This is a genomic window from Microvirga sp. P4_A5 (assembly GCF_056402495.1).
The window spans coordinates 50983-67789 of sequence record NZ_JBFUHH010000012.1 but is presented as its reverse complement, the minus strand read 5'-3'; the positions used below and the strand labels follow the sequence as shown (position 1 = coordinate 67789).

Here is a 16807-nt window from a genome sequence, read left to right as displayed (position 1 = left end):
GAGTATGAGTGGCTTGGGGCAAAGAGCCAAGGCCCCAACGCTTTTCGCCGCGGCCCAGTTTAAAAAAGGTTCACAACCGACGATGCCCCTCGCCGAATGGATCACCGACACCTTGAACGCGACCCTGCGGCCGACCCGCCTCATCGTCACGGACGAATCGGAGCAGCACCGGGGGCACGGCGGCTGGAGGGAAGGTGGAGAAACCCATTTCCGCATTGATATCGTGTCGGAAGCGTTCATCGGCAAGAGCCGGATCGCCCGCCACCGCCTCGTCAACGAAGCGGTGAAGGGCGCCTTCGAGCGAGGGCTGCACGCCCTCGCCATCGCCGCGAAGGCGCCGGGCGAATAGAAGCCTACTTGATGCGTTCCAGAACGCTCACGTAGTTCGCAACCGCCGCGCCACCCATGTTGAAGATGCCGCCCAGCTTGGGGTCGCGGACCTGAATTCCGCCCGCCTCCTCGCAGAGCTGCATGGCCGACAAGACATGCATGGACACCCCGGTAGCGCCGATGGGGTGTCCCTTGGCCTTCAGCCCTCCCGACGGGTTGACCGGTAGCTTGCCGTCGCGGTTGGTCCAGCCTTCCTTGATGGCCCTGGCCCCCTCGCCCCGCGGCGTCAGGCCCATGGCCTCATATTCGATGAGTTCGGCGACCGTGAAGCAATCGTGCGTCTCCACGAAGGACAGGTCGGTCAGCGCAACGCCCGCCTGCTTGAGCGCCCGCTGCCACGCTTCCGCGCAGCCTTCGAATTCAATGATATTGCGCTTGGACATGGGCAGAAAATCCTGCGCATGGGCCGCGGCGCGGAAGGCCACTGCCCGGCGCATGCGAAGGGCCGTCTCGGTATCGGCGATCACCAGAGCCGCCGCGCCGTCGGAGACGAGGGAGCAATCGGTCCGCTTCAGGGGGCCGGCGACGAACGGGTTCTTTTCGCTCTCGGCCCGGCAGAACTCGTAGCCCAAATCCTTGCGCATCTGCGCGTAGGGGTTGTCGACGCCGTTTCGGTGATTCTTGGCGGCAATCAACGCCAGGGCATCCGACTGATCGCCATATTGCTGAAAATACCGGCCGGCGATCTGCCCGAAAACACCCGCGAAGCCGCCTTTGGTCTCGCCGTCCTCCGGCAGGTAGGAGGCTTTCAGGAGAATATTGCCGATTTCGGGCCCCGGCGTTGTGGTCATCTGCTCCACGCCCACCACCAGAACGGTCCTGGCGTGCTTCGCCTCGATCGACTTGATGGCCTGATGAACGGCCGCCGAGCCGGTGGCGCAGGCATTTTCGACGCGGGTCGCGGGCTTGAAACGAAACTTGTCGCTGGCCTGGAATACCAGCGAGGCCGTGAAATCCTGCGCCGAGAAACCGCCGTTGAAATGGCCCAGGACGACCTCGTCCACATCCTCGGCGCCGATGCCCGCATGCTCCAGCGCTTCGTTGGTCACCCGGACGATCAGGCTTTCGACCGTCTCGGCATCATGTTTTCCGAAGGGCGTATGCGCCCAGCCGACGATACAGGCGGTCATGGCGGTCTCCGATTTGAGCTGTWGAGATCAAGATGGGGTTGTTTTACCCACTGAGCAAGAGAAACCGCCTGGGGCGAATTCCCCGCCGAGCTCAGCCCTTTTCGAGGATGCCCATGACCGTCAGCAGCCCGCAGGGTTCGATCGAGACGCGTGAAGACCGGGCGATCGAAGTGGTGGCAGCCCTCGTCCGCAACCGCCTCGGCCACCTGCTTCTCGTCCGCAAGAAGGGCACCAGCGCCTTCATGCAGCCGGGAGGCAAGAGGGAGCCGGGAGAGAACGATCTCGCGGCGCTCACGCGAGAGCTCGTTGAGGAAATCGGATGCCCTATCGTGCCCGGATCCGAAGTGGCGCTCGGAACATACGAGGATACCGCCGCTCATGAGCCGGGACGGATCGTGAGGGCCGCGATCTACGAGGTCAGAATTGCCGGCGAGGCGGATTGCGGGGCGGAAATCGCCGAGACGATCTGGCTCGATCCCCGCCAACCCGGAGATACGCCGCTCGCACCCTTGACGCGAAATGCGGTGCTGCCCCTCGCCCTCGCCACGCCTCAAGCGCGGTAGGCGGCGACCTCGTCGCCCAGATGGGCGTTGTTGGCCTCGCGAATTCGCGCGGCCTCGTCATCGTAGATGAACGGCAGGAAGGCAAACCGCTCGCCCTCCGTCACGCGCGACACTGCGTGAAGCAGCGAGCAGGAGAACACCACGGCCCCGCCGGCGGGCGCTTTATAGCCGCGCGGCCCGTATTCGGGAAAACTGACCTCTCCGCCCTCGAAACGATCGTTCAGATTGATCGAAACCGCGAAACGCCGGTGAGCGGTGCCCCTCGTGGTATTGTCGCGATGCATCCGGAAATGACCGCCATCCTCCGCCGCATAGCAGGCGACGATGTAGCGCTCCATCCGGGTCGGTTTGAAGAAGTGTATTTTCTCGATCTCGGTGTTGATCCGGCGGATGATCCGCGCCTAGATCTGGCGGATCAGACCTTCATCGGCGATTGTGTAATCCTTCCGCCGCTTGTGGCTGTGATCATGGGTCGCGACGGTCTTGCCATCGATCTCCCGCATATAGCCCGATTCCTCGCCCCCATGTTGATGGTAGAGGCCGATCAGGTGGTTGCAGAAATCCGGCTCGAACACGTCGGGGATAACAAGCACAGGCGCGTGGACCTCAAATCCGGCAAACCGGTCGACCGACGGCAGAGCCCGCAGATAGGCCAGCACCTCGTCGCGGTCGCTGCCATCGTCCTTGAACGGGAAGATGGCGCGCACGCGTAAGGTCGGGTTGAGCACCATCCAGAACCGCCGCACCCGCACCCCCTCGCTCCCGGAATCGGTCGGGATGGCGCCGCACAATTTTCCGATTTTCCCGTCGAAATCCCAGAAATGCCGGATGCCCGGCAGAGCCTGTTGCGCGCGCTCCTGATCGCGGTCGGCCGGATCGGCGCTGACCCCGAACAGCGCGATGTGGTGATCGTCCAGAAGTGGCCTCATCGGCCCGTTGATGGCAGCAAGCGTTGCGCGCCCGACCTCGTCTGCCGCCGTGGCGTAGAAACAGAGCACCACGTAACGCCCGCCCGCCATGTCGAATGCGTAACTGGGATTGCTGGTGCAACTCTGCCTGAACCAAGGCACAGGATCGCCGACGCTGAGGTTTCGAAAAATCGCCGCAACCCCGGAGCCTGTGCTCATCGAAACAATCCCACGCTGTTAACGATATAAAGTTAGCAGCGTGGTCGGCTCTCAGGCAAGTCGCACCTGATCGCTTCCAGAGCGCCCCGTCAGCGTTGCGCCCAAAGCAACAATCCGACACCGAGAACGATGAGGGCCATTCCGGCAACTTCCCGCCGCGTGGTGGTGTGGGCCATGAAACGGTGCGAGACGAGTTGCGCCATCACGACCTCGACCAGCGCGAGGGTTCGAACATTCGCCGCGGTGGTCAGCGCGAAACCGATGAACCAGAATTGCGACGCCAGCGCTCCCAGAAAACCCGCCCCCAGGGAAGGGCGCCAGGCGCCGAAACTGGCCAGAAGGGCCCGGCGGTCGAAAAGGCCGAGCCATCCCACCAGGATGGCGGTCTGAAGCCCAAGCGCGCATGCCAACGTGGTGGTGGCACGCATCACGAAGGAACCCTGGTCGAGGGACAGGATCGCACCGCGAAACCCAATCGCCGCGAGGGCAAAAAAGGCCCCCGACGCCACGCCGAAAACCACTGGGCGCCACCCCGCATTCTTGAGATCCGTGCCAGGCTTGACCGACATGACGAGGACGCCCGCCGTGGCGATGACGATCGCCACGGCGATGAAGGGCGTGACGTGGTCGCCGAGCAACAACAGGCCGAAGACGGCCACTTGAACCGGTTCCGTCTTGGTGTAGGCGGTCACGACCGCGAAGGAGCGTTGCCGCATCGCCGACAGCATGAGGCCGGTCGCCAGAATCTGCGACAGGGCGCCTGCCAGCACGTAACCAAAGAATGTCGGGTTGACACTCGGAAGGGGTTCGCCGCCGATGAGCCGCAACAGGGCGAGGGCGAGGAGCGCGAAGGGGAACCCATAAAGGAACCGAACCTGCGTCGCACCGACAGTGCCGATGGTTTCCGTCAGTTTCCGTTGGGTAGCGTTCCGGGCGGTCTGCGCGGCTGCCGCCACAAGCGTCACCGGGATCCAGAGGAGAGAAAGGCTCATGTTCGATCTTGAAACCGCGCGGCTCTTGCCATGCTCTTGCCATGGAATCTTTACACAGGGAGAGCGTTAGAGGCGAAAAAGCTGCCCCGGCCTAGTCAAATCGACCGCAGGGGGCTAAAAATGCTTCGCCGAGACAAGCGGGGCGATATCACGTGCTCCTCAAAAAGCAGTGTCCATTGGAGCCGTTTCGCATGAGCGCAATCCGAGCCGTTCGTCTGGCCGCCTTCTGCTTCGCCGCCGTTGCCAGCGGGTCGGCTCTGGCCGCCGGTCCAGCCCTCGTGGTGGATGCGGAAACCGGCAAGGTTTTGCATGCGGAGCGGGCGACCGATCCCTGGTTCCCGGCCTCGATCACCAAGCTGATGACCGCCTACGTGGCGCTCGATTATGTGCGGACCAATCGCGCGAGCTTCGAGACCCTTCTGACGGTTTCCGAGAGCGCCGCCGCCCTGCCGCCATCGAAAATGGGCTTCAAGCCGGGCACGCAACTGCGTCTCGACAACGCCCTCAAGATCCTCATGGTCAAATCTGCCAACGACGTAGCGGCCACCGTCGCTGAGAGCCTTGGCGGCTCCATCGAGGGTTTCTCGGAAATGATGAACCAGCAGGCCGCGCGTCTCGGGATGCGTGACAGCCATTTCGCCAACCCGCATGGTCTTCCCGACGAGCGCAACCAGACGACCGCCCGCGACATGGCGATCCTCGCCCGCGCGCTGATCACCGAGTTCCCTGAATACCAGAACCTGTTTCGTATCGGCGCCATCCAGTATGGCCGGCGGATCATGCGCAACACCAACGGTCTGATCGGCCGTTATCCGGGCGCGGATGGCATGAAGACCGGGTTCATCTGCTCGGCCGGCTTCAACGTCGTGGCGAGCGCGACACGAAATGGACGCCATCTCATCACCGTGGTGATGGGGGCCCCGTCGGCCAACGAGCGCACCATGAAGGCGGCGGAACTCTTCGACCGGGGTTTCAACATCCAGGCCAATTGGTCGAGCCCGACACTGACGGCGCTTCCCCAATCGGCTTCGACCACACCTCCGGACATGCGCTCGGTCATCTGCGATCGTCGCGGACCCATGCCCGAGGAAGACAGTTCCACAACCCTGGCGTCCGATCAGAACAGCGGCGTCCCGAACCTGTTTTCGTCCGACATGATGGCGTTCGCCGGCGGGGCCACGCCCGTCCGCACCAGCCTCCTGCCGCGCTCGACCGTGCAGCCAGAGCGCGTATGGGTGGGTCTGAACCCGCCATCCGAGAGCGAGATCGCCGCCGAGGCCGCGAAGGAAGCCGCCGCCGCCGCAAAGGCGCGGGAGGCGAAAGCCGAGAAGGCCAAAAGCGCAAAGAACAAGAATCAGAAGGGCAAGGCCTCGGACGACCAGATCGCAACGGAAGCGGATGACGAGCCGAAGGTCGAGAAGGCGGAAACAAAGGGCAAAGCACGCGCCACCATCAGCGTGAAGCCCGTGACGGCGAAGGCCAAGGATCCCGCGTCTAAGGAACCCGCCACCAAGCAAGCCGCCGTGAAGGACGTGGTGAAGGATTCGGCCAAGGAGACGACCAAACAGCCGGTCAAAACGCCGGCGAAGGCCGACAAGACGCCGACGAACGAAAAGCCCGCCTCGAAGGCGGACGCCACGCCAAAAGCGAAACCGCAGAAGACGGCGTCCCCCGCAAAGGCCAAGCCGGTCGTCAATTAGAGCGCGTCCGTGTCCGGCCGATGCCGGGCACGGAAAGCTTGCAATCTGACCGGAAGCGGGCGAACGGTTTAGCTTCACCGTGATTTCGGCCGCATGTCCCCTTCATCCACTTCTCCCGGCCTGTTGCTGGCCCTCGGTTCGGCCGGCCTCTACGGGCTGAACATCGTGTATGCGGGGGCCGCATCGTTGGCCGGCGTTCCGGGCTCCGCGCTGGTCGTCTATCGCGTGCTTCTCATGCTCCTGCTGGTGATGGGAGCGGCCTTCCTGATGAGGCGCTCGCTCCGCGTGGCGGCCGATGAACGCGGCTCCATTCTGGTGTTGGGGATTGCCACGGCCCTGGTTGGCATTTGCTACCTCTCCTCCGTTGCGTTCATCCCCGTGACTGTGGCGTCGGTCGTCTTCTACGCCTATCCCTCGCTGATCGTTCTCGCGGGCCCCTTGGTCGAGGGGACGCGGCTGACTCGGCGATTGCTCGCTGTCGTGGGCGTGGCTCTCAGCGGAATCATCCTTGTCGTGGGCCCGGTTTTCACCGGCCTCGACTGGCGCGGCCTCGCACTCGCGCTCGCCGCCGCTGCGGCCACCGCGGCGCAATTCTTCGCCGCGTCCCGCTGCCGCAAGACAACGACCGTCGCCACGGTCTTCTGGGTTCACCTGATCGTGCTCCCCACCGCCCTCGTGATCGGCGCCGTCACGGATCAACTGGCATCCCCCACGGCGCTGGCGCTGGCCCCCGTCGCGGTTGCCATGACGATCGGCGGATACGTGGTGGGTTTCCTGTTCCAGATCGCCGCCCTCGTTCGGCTTTCCGCCGCCGCGGCGGGAATCGCCTATTGCATCGAACCGGTCGTCTCTGCGCTCGCATCCACCGTTGTGCTTGGCGAAACCCTCGGCCCGGTGCAAATCTTGGGCGGCGCCCTCGTACTCGCAGCCATCGTTGCCAATATCCTGTTGGAGCGGAAAACCGCCGCCCCACTCGTTCCTGTGGATTAGACTCGATGCCCGATCATCCCCCCGGCCCGATTCCGCCGATCCCGCTGACAATCCTCACGGGATTCCTGGGCGCGGGCAAGACAACCCTCCTGAACCGCCTCGTCCAGGACCCGGCCCTGCACGACACCGTCGTGATCATCAACGAATTTGGGGAGATCGGACTCGATCATTTGCTCGTCGAGACCGTCGACGACGACATGATCCTGCTCGCGGCCGGATGTCTGTGCTGTACCGTGCGGGGCGATCTCATCGCCACGCTCGAAGATCTGCTGCGCAAGCGCGACAACGGACGGATAACACCGTTTCGACGCGTCATCATCGAAACCACCGGGCTCGCCGACCCCGCCCCGATCCTTCACGCGGTCCTCTACCATCCGTATCTGTCGATCCGTTACGCCCTCGAGAGCGTGGTGACGGTGATCGATGCGATCAATGGCAATGCCACTCTCGACGCGCATGCCGAGGCCGTCCGGCAAGCCGCCGTCGCGGACCGGATCGTGCTTGCGAAGGCGGACCTCGTGCACGGCGCCGACGATTTCGGACGCCTGCGCGAGCGGCTTCGCGATCTCAACCCCGGCGCTACGATCCTCTCAGCCGATGCGCCCGCCGGGGCGGTTGTCGCCGGCGGGCTGTTCGATCTCGACGGGAAGATCGCGGATGTGCGGGACTGGCTGAAGGCCGAGGCTGTCGAGGAGGCGGAACATCGCAGCCACGCGCACCAGCACGGCCATCATCACGATCATGGGCATCACCATCATGACGTGAACCGGCATGATGCGGCGATCCATGCGTTTTGCCTCACGAGCGAAGAGCCGATCCGACAGAGTGCGCTCGATACCTTCCTCKACTTCCTGCGCTCCTCGCACGGCGCCAAGTTGTTGCGGGTCAAGGGCCTCGTTGCCCTCGCGGAGGACCCGGATCATCCTGTCGTCATTCACGGGGTCCAGCATGTGATCCACGTCCCGGCGATCCTTCCGCGTTGGCCGAGCGACGACCATCGCAGTCGGGTGGTCTTCATCGTACGAGACATCGAGCGCGACGCCGTGGAAAAGCTCTGGAACGCCTTCATCGGCAATCCCGGCATCGACCAGCCCGATGCGGCGGCCCTCTCCGATAATCCGCTCTCGCTCAGGCGCTAGCGCGAATCCGCAACCTGGCACCAGCCGTTTTCGGACCTTGCTCTAGTTCGCCATCTCAGAACGCTGCGCCCAGCCTGTCATGGAGCGCTCGACCCAGGCGGTCGCCGCGTACATGATCACGCCGAGGACGGCCAGCACCATGAGCGCCGCCCAGACGAGCGGAACCTCGAAGGCTGCGGATGCGCGCGTGATCAGGTTGCCGATCCCCACATTGGAGGCGTTCTGCTCGCCGATCACCGAGCCCACATAAGCGAGGGTGATGGCGACCTTCAGCGAGCCGAAGAAGTACGGCATGGCGCGGGGCAGCCCGACTTTGAAGACGATCTCCCGTTTCGACGCGCCGAGCGCGCGCAGCACGTCTTCCATCTCGGGTTCGACAGTCGAGATGCCGGTTGCGACATTCACGACGATCGGGAAGAACGAGATCAGAAACGCCGTCATCACCGGCGGCACCCAGCCCACGCCGAACCAGAATACCAGGATGGGCACGACGGCGACTTTGGGGATCGAATTGAAACCGATCAGCAACGGATAGGTGCCGGCGGTAATCAGCCGCGATGCGCCCAGCACCATGCCGAGCAGTAATCCGAACACCACCGCGATGCCGAACCCTGCGAGCGTCATCCAGAGCGTGAACAGGGCGTGATAGCTGAGCTGGGTGCGATATTCCCAGATCGCCCGCAGGATCGTCGAAGGCGTCGGCAGCACGAAACTCGAAATGCCGAATACCCGGCAGACGATTTCCCACGAAGCGAAGAACCCGATGGTGAAGATCCATGGCGCGATGGCCATCTGGCGCCTGGAGCCCATCCGCTCAACTTCCCGAACGGGCATGCGCGATGTGAGTGCGCAGTTCGTGGATGAGAGCCGAGAACTCGGGCGTGTAGGTGATTTCAAGATCACGCGGACGCGGAAACGCGACGACCTTCTCGGCCACGATTCGACCCGGGCGCGCGCTCATGCAGAAGATCCGATCGGCGAGGAAAGCAGCCTCGCGCAGATCGTGCGTCACAAGTATGATGGTGACGTTCTGCGCCGCATGAAGGTCGCGCATCACGCACCACAATTCCTCGCGGGTGAACGTGTCGAGCGCGCCGAACGGCTCGTCGAGCATCAGAAGCTTCGGTTCGTGGATCAGCGCGCGGCAGAGCGAGGCGCGCTGCTGCATGCCGCCGGACAATTGCCATGGGAACCGGCCGCCCTGCCCCTTCAACCCGACCGCCGCGAGCAGCATCTCGGCCTTTGCGACATATTCTGCCTTGTGCCGTCTCAGGCGCGAGCGGTGCGGCTCGACGATTTCCAGCGGCAGCAGCACGTTGTCGAGGGTCGTGCGCCAGGGGAGCAGTGTCGGGTTCTGAAATGCCATGCCGGCGAGCTTTAGCGGCGCCGCGACCTGCTTTCCCCCCACGATCACCGCGCCCTCGCGGGGAAATTGCAGGCCTGTGGCGAGCTTCATGAGCGTTGACTTGCCGCAGCCCGACGGCCCGACGATGGCGGCGAATTCTCCCTCCCGCACTTTCAGGCTGAGATGGGAGACTGCCGGCGCGCCTTCTTCTGCGCGCGCGTAGACATGCGTGACATCGTGGAGTTCGACGAAGTCCGGCACGCAGGGCTCCAGTTCGAATGGGGGGCGGTGAATCGCTAAACTCAATTCACCTTGCGCTGATCCGAAGGCGGCAGGAACGCGTCGGTGAAAACATCTTCGACCTGGGGCTTGCTCTTGTATTTGAACGTCAGCCCGATCTGATCGAGCGAGGCGGCAAAGCGCGCCTTGTCGATTCCTCCGAAGCCGTTTTCCTTCACCCATGGGGTGATCATGTTCTGATCGAGCACCATCTTGAGGCGTTCCAGCTCGACGTCCTTCTTGGCTACGTCGTTACGCTTGATGACCGAATCGACAGCCGCAGCGGGGTCTTTCACCGTATCCTGGACACCTTTCATGATGGCGCGAAGCAGGCCTTTCACGGCTTCTGGCTTCTCCTTTGCGAACTTCTCCGACACCATGATGGCGTTGCCGTAGAGATCGACTCCGTAATCGCTCATGAGCAACACCACGATGTCTTCCGTCGGCACGCCGCGCGATTTGAGATTGATGTAGGACGACATCGAGAAGCCGAAGACCGCGTCGACCTCGCCTTGGGCCAGCATCGGCTCACGGACCGGGAAGCCGATATTCTCGAATTTCATCGTGGAATCGTCGATCTTGTTGACGGACTTGAAGATCGGCCATTGGGCGAAGGCTCCATCGGCGACCGGCGCGCCGAATGTCTTGCGTTGCAGACTTGCAACGTCGGTGCCGATGCCCCGGCTCTTCCGACCGATGATTGCAAAGGGTGGCCGGTCGTAGATCACCATCACGGCCTTGATGTCGGTGCCGGGATTTTCGTCGCGGAGCCGGACGAGGGAGTTTACATCGCCAAACCCGGCATCATAGGTGCCGGACGCAACGCGAGAAATCGGCTCCCGCGAACCCGCCGCGGGGTCGATCGTGACATCGAGGCCCTCCGCCTTGAAATATCCCTTGTCGAGGGCGACCGCGAAGGGTGCTGCCGGACCCTCCCACCGCCAGTCCAGGCTGAAGCGAACCGGCGTCTGGGCCTGCGCCGCGCCGATCGCGGCAAGGCACGCGGCCATGCCGGCTACGAGCCCCGCAACCGCTCTTCCCAACTTCCGTGAACGATCCCCCGCCATATGCTCCGGTCCCTTGTCCTGTGTTGCCGAACGGATTTGCCGCCGGCAGTTCCGCCTTTTGTTCATCCCTAAGCAATCCGCGTGCCAGCGACCCGAGACGCCCCGATGACGGGCCGGCGGATGCCATGCAAGCAGATGGGCGCGGCACGTCAAGGGAAGCTGACGCGGGAAGCGGCAAATGTCGTGGAATTGATCAGGCAACCCGAAGCGGCCGGGCGGTCGGCCGGAGCGCACTCCGCACCTCCGCGCAGGCGCTCGGAGCGAAGAAAAACCCGGCCTAGGGCCGGGTTCGGGTCTCAGTAGTTCAGGGCCACCTTGGTGTCTTCGAGCTGCACCACCGCCGCATAGGCCGCCTGCTTCGCGAGCGGGTCGTTGGTGGCATCGTAGACCATCTGCGCCTGGAGGATTTCCTTGTCGAGAATCTCCTGCGTCAGTTCCTCAGCCGGCAACGCGCGCTCGGCCAGAACCGTGAGGCCGTCCTGGCTGATGTCCGCGAACCCACCCCGGATCAGGACGCGCTTGCCGTTGCCGGGCGTGTCGGTGACCACGAGAAAGCCGGTCTTGAGCGTCGCCATGGTGGGGGCGTGGCCGGCGAGCACCGTCATTTCTCCCTCGGCCGCCGGCAGGATCACCGCATCGACCGGCCCGGAGAACAGGACGCGCTCGGGCGAAACGAGCTCAAAATTGAAGGTGGCCATAGCGCCTCTCGTCATCCTGTCCGCCTGAAGGCGGGGCGGATATCCAAAGTCTGGAGATACACGTCTTGAAAAGTCCCGGACCGGCGAACCGGCCCGGGAAAATCGTCGATTCGATTACGCGGCTTCGGCTGCGAGGCGCTGGGCCTTCTCGACCGCCTCCTCGATGCTGCCGACCATGTAGAAGGCAGCCTCCGGGAGATGGTCGTACTTGCCTTCCACGAGGCCCTTGAAGCCCTTGATGGTGTCTTCCAGCGCAACGAGCTTGCCGGGCGAACCGGTGAACACTTCGGCGACGAAGAAGGGCTGCGACAGGAAGCGCTCGATCTTGCGGGCGCGGTTCACCGTCATCTTGTCCTCTTCCGACAGCTCGTCCATGCCCAGAATGGCGATGATGTCCTGAAGCGACTTGTAGCGCTGCAGAATCTGCTGCACTTCGCGAGCAACGTTGTAATGCTCTTCGCCGAGGATCGCGGCCGACAGCATGCGCGAGGTCGAATCGAGCGGATCCACCGCCGGGTAGATGCCCTTCTCGGCGATCGAGCGGGACAACACGGTCGTGGCGTCAAGGTGCGCGAACGAGGCGGCGGGCGCCGGATCGGTCAAGTCGTCGGCCGGTACGTAAATGGCCTGCACCGAGGTGATCGAGCCCTTCGTGGTGGTGGTGATGCGCTCCTGCAGCGCGCCCATGTCGGTCGCGAGCGTCGGCTGATAGCCCACCGCCGAAGGAATGCGGCCGAGAAGCGCCGACACCTCGGAACCTGCCTGCGTGAAGCGGAAGATGTTGTCCACGAAGAACAGCACGTCCTGGCCCTGGTCGCGGAAGTTTTCGGCAACCGTCAGACCGGTGAGGGCGACGCGGGCGCGGGCGCCCGGGGGCTCGTTCATCTGGCCGTACACCAGCGCGCATTTGGAGCCTTCGCCGCCGCCGAGCTTGTTCACGCCCGATTCGATCATCTCGTGGTAGAGGTCGTTACCCTCGCGGGTGCGCTCGCCGACGCCGGCGAAAACGGAGTAACCGCCATGCGCCTTCGCGACGTTGTTGATCAGCTCCATGATCAGAACGGTCTTGCCGACGCCGGCGCCGCCGAACAGGCCGATCTTGCCGCCCTTGGCGTAAGGCGCCAACAGGTCGACGACCTTGATGCCCGTGACGAGGATCTGACCTTCGGTCGATTGCTCGGCATAGCTCGGCGCGGGCTGGTGGATGGCGCGCATGCCCTCTGACGGGATCGGGCCCGCTTCGTCCACCGGCTCGCCGATGACGTTCATGATGCGGCCCAGCGTGCCGGCGCCGACGGGCACCGAGATCGGCGCTCCCGTGTCGGTGACGTCCTGGCCGCGCACGAGACCCTCGGACGTGTCCATGGAGATGCAGCGCACCGTGCTCTCGCCGAGCTGCTGCGCGACTTCGAGCACGAGGCGGTTGCCCTGGTTCGTGGTCTCGAGGGCATTCAGGATCTCGGGCAGGTGACCTTCGAACTTCACGTCGACGACGGCGCCGATGACCTGCGTGATTTTGCCGGTGGGCTTGTTGGCGGTAATGGCCATGGTGGCTTCCTCTCGGGTGTCGTCAGAGCGCCTCGGCGCCCGAAATGATTTCGATCAGTTCCTTGGTGATCATCGCCTGACGCGACCGGTTATAGGTCATCGTCTGCTTCTTGATCATCTCACCCGCGTTGCGGGTGGCATTGTCCATGGCGCTCATGCGGGCGCCCTGTTCGGAAGCGGCATTCTCCAGGAGCGCGCGGAAGATCTGGATGGTCAGATTGCGCGGCAGGAGGGTCGCCAGAATTTCGCTCTCGTCCGGCTCGTACTCGTAGACCGCATCGGACGACGATCCGCCGCCCTCGATCTGGGCTGGGATGATCTGCTGCGCGGTTGGAATTTGGGCGATCACGGAGCGGAAGCGCGAGTAGAACAGCGTCGCGACGTCGAACTCGCCCTGCTCGTACAGCGCCAGCACCTTCTGGGCGATCATGTCGCCCTGCTCGAAACCGAGCTGGCGCACGGACCGGAGGTCGATCAGGTCGATGATCTGCTCGGAGAACTGGCGACGCAGAACATCATAGCCCTTCTTGCCGACGCAGATGATCTTGACGGTCTTTCCCTCGCCCATGAGCCGAAGCGCATGGTCGCGGGCGAGACGCGCGATGGACGAGTTGAAGGCGCCGCACAACCCGCGTTCGGCCGTGCAGACGATCAGAAGATGCACCCGGTCGGCGCCGGTGCCGGCGAGAAGCCGCGGCGTCTCCGGTCCGATCGTCACGCCGGACGCGATATTTCCGAGCACCACCGCCATGCGCTCCGCATAGGGACGCGCGGCTTCCGCCGCGGACTGCGCGCGGCGCAGCTTCGCGGCGGCCACCATCTGCATGGCCTTGGTGATTTTCTGCGTCGCCTTGACGGAGGCGATGCGATTGCGAAGGTCTTTCAAGCTCGGCATCGAGCAGCCCTACCTCTCCGGTGACCCGGTTCCTTGAGACGCGAACCCAAGTCCTTACGAGAATGACTTGGCGTAGTTCTGCACGACGTCCTTGAGCTTCGCTTCCGAGTCGCTCGAAAGGTCCTTCGAGGAGCGGATCGCGTCGAGGATGTCGGCGTGCTTGCCGCGAACGAGCGAGAGCAATCCGTCTTCGAACGCCCGCACGCGGTTCAGTGGCAGCGCATCCAGATAGCCGTTCACGCCCGCATAGATCACCGCCACCTGCTCTTCCATCTTCAGCGGCGAGAATTGCGGCTGCTTCAGGAGTTCGGTGAGGCGCGACCCGCGGTTGAGCAGACGCTGGGTGGTGGCATCGAGGTCCGAGCCGAACTGCGCGAACGCCGCCATTTCGCGGTACTGCGCCAGCTCGCCCTTGATCTTGCCCGCGACCTTCTTCATCGCCTTCGTCTGCGCGGCGGAGCCTACGCGCGACACCGACAGACCGACGTTCACCGCCGGGCGAATGCCCTGGTAGAACAGGTCCGTCTCGAGGAAGATCTGGCCGTCGGTGATCGAGATCACGTTGGTGGGGATATAGGCCGACACGTCGTTCGCCTGCGTCTCGATGACGGGCAGCGCGGTCAGCGAGCCCGAACCTTCGGAATCGTTGAGCTTCGCGGCGCGCTCGAGAAGACGCGAATGGAGATAGAACACGTCGCCGGGATAAGCCTCGCGGCCGGGCGGACGACGCAGAAGCAGCGACATCTGGCGATAGGCCACGGCCTGCTTCGACAGATCGTCATAGGTGATCACGGCGTGCATGCCGTTGTCACGGAAATACTCGCCCATGGCGCAGCCGGCGAAGGGTGCCAGATACTGCATCGGCGCAGGGTCGGACGCGGTCGCTGCCACGATGATCGAATATTCGAGCGCGCCGTTTTCTTCCAGAACCTTCACGAACTGGGCGACGGTAGAGCGCTTCTGACCGATCGCCACATAGACGCAATAAAGCTTCTGCGACTCGTCGGTGCCCTGGTTCAGGGGCTTCTGGTTGAGGATCGTGTCGAGGGCGATCGCGGTCTTGCCCGTCTGACGGTCACCGATGATCAGCTCGCGCTGGCCGCGGCCGACCGGGATGAGCGCGTCGATGGACTTGAGGCCCGTCGCCATCGGCTCGTGCACCGACTTGCGCGGGATGATGCCCGGAGCCTTGACGTCTACGCGGCGACGCTCGGTCGAGACGATCGGGCCCTTGCCGTCGATCGGGTTGCCGAGCGCGTCGACGACGCGGCCAAGCAGCCCCTTGCCGACTGGCACGTCCACGATCGCGCCGGTGCGCTTCACGGTCTGGCCCTCGGCGATCTCACGGTCGGAGCCGAAGATCACGATACCGACGTTGTCGGTTTCGAGGTTCAGCGCCATGCCTTGCACGCCGCTCTCGAACTGGACCATCTCGCCAGCCTGAACGTTGTCGAGGCCGTAGCAGCGGGCGATGCCGTCGCCGACGGACAGCACTTGTCCTACTTCGGTGACTTCAGCCTCGGTGCCGAAGTTCTTGATCTGCTCTTTGAGGATCGCGGAGATCTCAGCGGCTCGAATGTCCATCAGTGGACCTCTTTCATCGCTAGACGAATGGAATTGAGTTTGGTGCGCACCGAGGCATCCACCATGCGGGAACCCATCTTGACGATGAGACCACCGATGAGGCTCGGGTCGATTTTGACGTTCAACGAAACGTCAGCCTTGGCAACGTCGCGCAACGCTGCCTTGATTTCGGTCAGAACCTTGTCGGAAGGCTCCTCGGCCAATACCACCTGCGCGCTGACGATGCCCTTCGACTTCGCGACGAGATCGCGGAAAGCGCGGATCATGTCGGGCATGACGAACAGGCGACGCTTGGAGGCGACGAGGCGGATGAAATTGGCCGCAAGGCCGGAAATGCCGGCCTTGTCGAGAATGGCGCCGATGGCCTTCACCTGCTGCTCCACCGTAAAGGCGGGGCTGCGGATCAGGCGCTGGAAGTCGTCGCTGCCATCCACCATCCGACCGAGACGGTCGAGATCGGCCGCGACGGCGTCGACGGAATTCGCTTCCTGAGCGACTTCGAACAGCGCCGAGGCATAGCGCATCGCCACACCCGACAGGAGAGGTCCTTCTTGGGAACCGCTTTGCGCCACTTTTCGTCTCTCTCAAGGCTAACGGCGTTCAGACCGGCAAACCCTTCCGGAGAAGGCCGCGGGGAAACCCGTCAGTCGGTGGAAATGAGCCAGAGCGGGAGTCTCTTAACCCCCGTCAGGCGGGGGTGCACTAGCATGGGATTTTCCAAGGCGCAAGGCGATCTCGCCCCCACGCGGCTTGCCTTTCCGGCAAAGCGCGGCCGGAGCGAAGCGCCGGATCACAGATCCAGCGTGACGATCTCGCAATTCTGCAGCTGACGCCCCGTCAGATGATAGAAAAACGTGCCATGGCCGACCACCGCGATGACACGCTCCGGACGGTTCCCCAGCCACTCGCGGAAGGACCGCACGCGCCCGGTCAGAACCGCGTCCGGCTCGACGACGATACCCCGGTGGTCCGGGTCGCCGTCCCGGTGCCACCACACCTCGTCGAGATGATCGAAGGCCAAGGCCGGAAACTCGCCGCGCAACAAGGCCGGCGAACGCCCCACGTCGCAGCTGTTTTCGACGCGTTCGCGGTGGAGGCACTCGACCTGGATCTTCGGCGTGGAGGGATGGTCCTGAAAAAGCCCCAGCGTCGTCTGGATCGCCCGGGTGAGCGGCGAGGTCACCACCAGCTCATAGGGGACCGCGCGAACGGCCCTGGCGGCCGCCGCGACCTGCTGCCGCCCGAGATCGGACAGTACCGCGTCGAAATGAAGGGGGTCGATGCCGCCCGCATGTTCCCAATGGGCGTTGAAGGTGGATTGCCCGTGGCGGATGCAATGGACGGTCTTGGTCATCGGTAC

General features: G+C 63.8%; 17 protein-coding genes and 1 pseudogene. 5 read left to right on the top strand and 13 right to left on the bottom strand.

The window, feature by feature from the left end; all coding sequences use genetic code 11:
- Nucleotides 1-82: 82 nt before the first annotated feature.
- Complete coding sequence (locus AC1DVM_RS06320; RefSeq protein WP_477252960.1) at nucleotides 83-349, top strand: BolA family protein; 267 nt, start codon at nucleotides 83-85, stop codon at nucleotides 347-349.
- 4 nt (nucleotides 350-353) lie between these two features.
- Here the strand turns inward: AC1DVM_RS06320 and AC1DVM_RS06315 are convergent, their stop codons facing one another.
- Nucleotides 354-1520 (bottom strand): acetyl-CoA acetyltransferase, encoded by a 1167-nt coding sequence (locus AC1DVM_RS06315; protein ID WP_477252957.1) that lies wholly within the window; start codon nucleotides 1518-1520, stop codon nucleotides 354-356.
- Nucleotides 1521-1633: 113 nt separating this feature from the next.
- Here AC1DVM_RS06315 and AC1DVM_RS06310 point away from each other — a divergent pair, with 113 nt between their 5' ends.
- Nucleotides 1634-2083: an NUDIX hydrolase gene (locus AC1DVM_RS06310; RefSeq protein WP_477252956.1), complete on the top strand. Its 450-nt coding sequence runs from the start codon at nucleotides 1634-1636 to the stop codon at nucleotides 2081-2083.
- Here AC1DVM_RS06310 and AC1DVM_RS06305 read toward each other — a convergent pair.
- The 3 genes from AC1DVM_RS06305 to AC1DVM_RS06295 all read right to left on the bottom strand — a co-directional run bounded on the left by AC1DVM_RS06305 (nucleotide 2071) and on the right by AC1DVM_RS06295 (nucleotide 4202).
- Nucleotides 2071-2421 carry a 2OG-Fe(II) oxygenase gene (locus AC1DVM_RS06305; protein ID WP_477252955.1) on the bottom strand — a complete coding sequence of 117 codons (351 nt, stop codon included), beginning with the start codon at nucleotides 2419-2421 and terminating at the stop codon, nucleotides 2071-2073. The genes AC1DVM_RS06310 and AC1DVM_RS06305 overlap by 13 nt on opposite strands.
- Before the next feature lie 63 nt (nucleotides 2422-2484).
- On the bottom strand, nucleotides 2485-3210 hold the full coding sequence (locus AC1DVM_RS06300; protein WP_477252953.1) for a hypothetical protein: 726 nt from the start codon (nucleotides 3208-3210) through the stop codon (nucleotides 2485-2487).
- Nucleotides 3211-3299: 89 nt separating this feature from the next.
- The gene (locus AC1DVM_RS06295; protein WP_477252951.1) at nucleotides 3300-4202 is read right to left on the bottom strand and encodes an EamA family transporter; all 903 of its coding nucleotides are present in this window, start codon (nucleotides 4200-4202) and stop codon (nucleotides 3300-3302) included.
- Nucleotides 4203-4393: 191 nt separating this feature from the next.
- Here AC1DVM_RS06295 and AC1DVM_RS06290 point away from each other — a divergent pair, with 191 nt between their 5' ends.
- From AC1DVM_RS06290 to AC1DVM_RS06280, 3 genes are all read left to right on the top strand, one after another.
- Nucleotides 4394-5902, top strand: a complete 1509-nt coding sequence (locus tag AC1DVM_RS06290) for a D-alanyl-D-alanine carboxypeptidase family protein (protein ID WP_477252949.1) — start codon at nucleotides 4394-4396, stop codon at nucleotides 5900-5902.
- A 93-nt stretch (nucleotides 5903-5995) separates the two neighbouring features.
- The gene (locus AC1DVM_RS06285; RefSeq protein WP_477252948.1) at nucleotides 5996-6892 is read left to right on the top strand and encodes a DMT family transporter; all 897 of its coding nucleotides are present in this window, start codon (nucleotides 5996-5998) and stop codon (nucleotides 6890-6892) included.
- A 5-nt stretch (nucleotides 6893-6897) separates the two neighbouring features.
- Nucleotides 6898-8031: a CobW family GTP-binding protein gene (locus tag AC1DVM_RS06280; RefSeq protein WP_477252947.1), complete on the top strand. Its 1134-nt coding sequence runs from the start codon at nucleotides 6898-6900 to the stop codon at nucleotides 8029-8031.
- A 42-nt stretch (nucleotides 8032-8073) separates the two neighbouring features.
- On the opposite strand, the gene AC1DVM_RS06275 is transcribed toward AC1DVM_RS06280, so the two are convergent.
- From AC1DVM_RS06275 to AC1DVM_RS06235, 9 genes and pseudogenes are all read right to left on the bottom strand, one after another.
- A complete protein-coding gene (locus AC1DVM_RS06275) occupies nucleotides 8074-8841 on the bottom strand; it encodes an ABC transporter permease (RefSeq protein WP_477252945.1) in 768 nt (255 codons plus the stop codon).
- A gap of 4 nt (nucleotides 8842-8845) precedes the next feature.
- Nucleotides 8846-9637 (bottom strand): ABC transporter ATP-binding protein, encoded by a 792-nt coding sequence (locus AC1DVM_RS06270; protein WP_477252944.1) that lies wholly within the window; start codon nucleotides 9635-9637, stop codon nucleotides 8846-8848.
- A gap of 41 nt (nucleotides 9638-9678) precedes the next feature.
- On the bottom strand, nucleotides 9679-10665 hold the full coding sequence (locus AC1DVM_RS06265; protein ID WP_477252942.1) for an ABC transporter substrate-binding protein: 987 nt from the start codon (nucleotides 10663-10665) through the stop codon (nucleotides 9679-9681).
- A 353-nt stretch (nucleotides 10666-11018) separates the two neighbouring features.
- Nucleotides 11019-11420: a F0F1 ATP synthase subunit epsilon gene (locus tag AC1DVM_RS06260; RefSeq protein WP_477252940.1), complete on the bottom strand. Its 402-nt coding sequence runs from the start codon at nucleotides 11418-11420 to the stop codon at nucleotides 11019-11021.
- 114 nt (nucleotides 11421-11534) lie between these two features.
- A pseudogene (gene atpD, locus AC1DVM_RS06255) lies at nucleotides 11535-12941 on the bottom strand (F0F1 ATP synthase subunit beta); the annotation flags it as partial.
- Nucleotides 12942-12990: 49 nt separating this feature from the next.
- A complete protein-coding gene (locus AC1DVM_RS06250; protein WP_477252938.1) occupies nucleotides 12991-13863 on the bottom strand; it encodes a F0F1 ATP synthase subunit gamma in 873 nt (290 codons plus the stop codon).
- Nucleotides 13864-13917: 54 nt separating this feature from the next.
- Complete coding sequence (atpA, locus tag AC1DVM_RS06245) at nucleotides 13918-15447, bottom strand: F0F1 ATP synthase subunit alpha (RefSeq protein WP_477252936.1); 1530 nt, start codon at nucleotides 15445-15447, stop codon at nucleotides 13918-13920.
- On the bottom strand, nucleotides 15447-16019 hold the full coding sequence (locus AC1DVM_RS06240; RefSeq protein ID WP_477252934.1) for a F0F1 ATP synthase subunit delta: 573 nt from the start codon (nucleotides 16017-16019) through the stop codon (nucleotides 15447-15449). Before AC1DVM_RS06240 ends, atpA begins: the two co-directional genes overlap by 1 nt.
- 218 nt (nucleotides 16020-16237) lie before the next feature.
- A complete protein-coding gene (locus tag AC1DVM_RS06235; RefSeq protein WP_477252932.1) occupies nucleotides 16238-16801 on the bottom strand; it encodes a histidine phosphatase family protein in 564 nt (187 codons plus the stop codon).
- Between the last annotated feature and the right edge of the window lie 6 nt (nucleotides 16802-16807).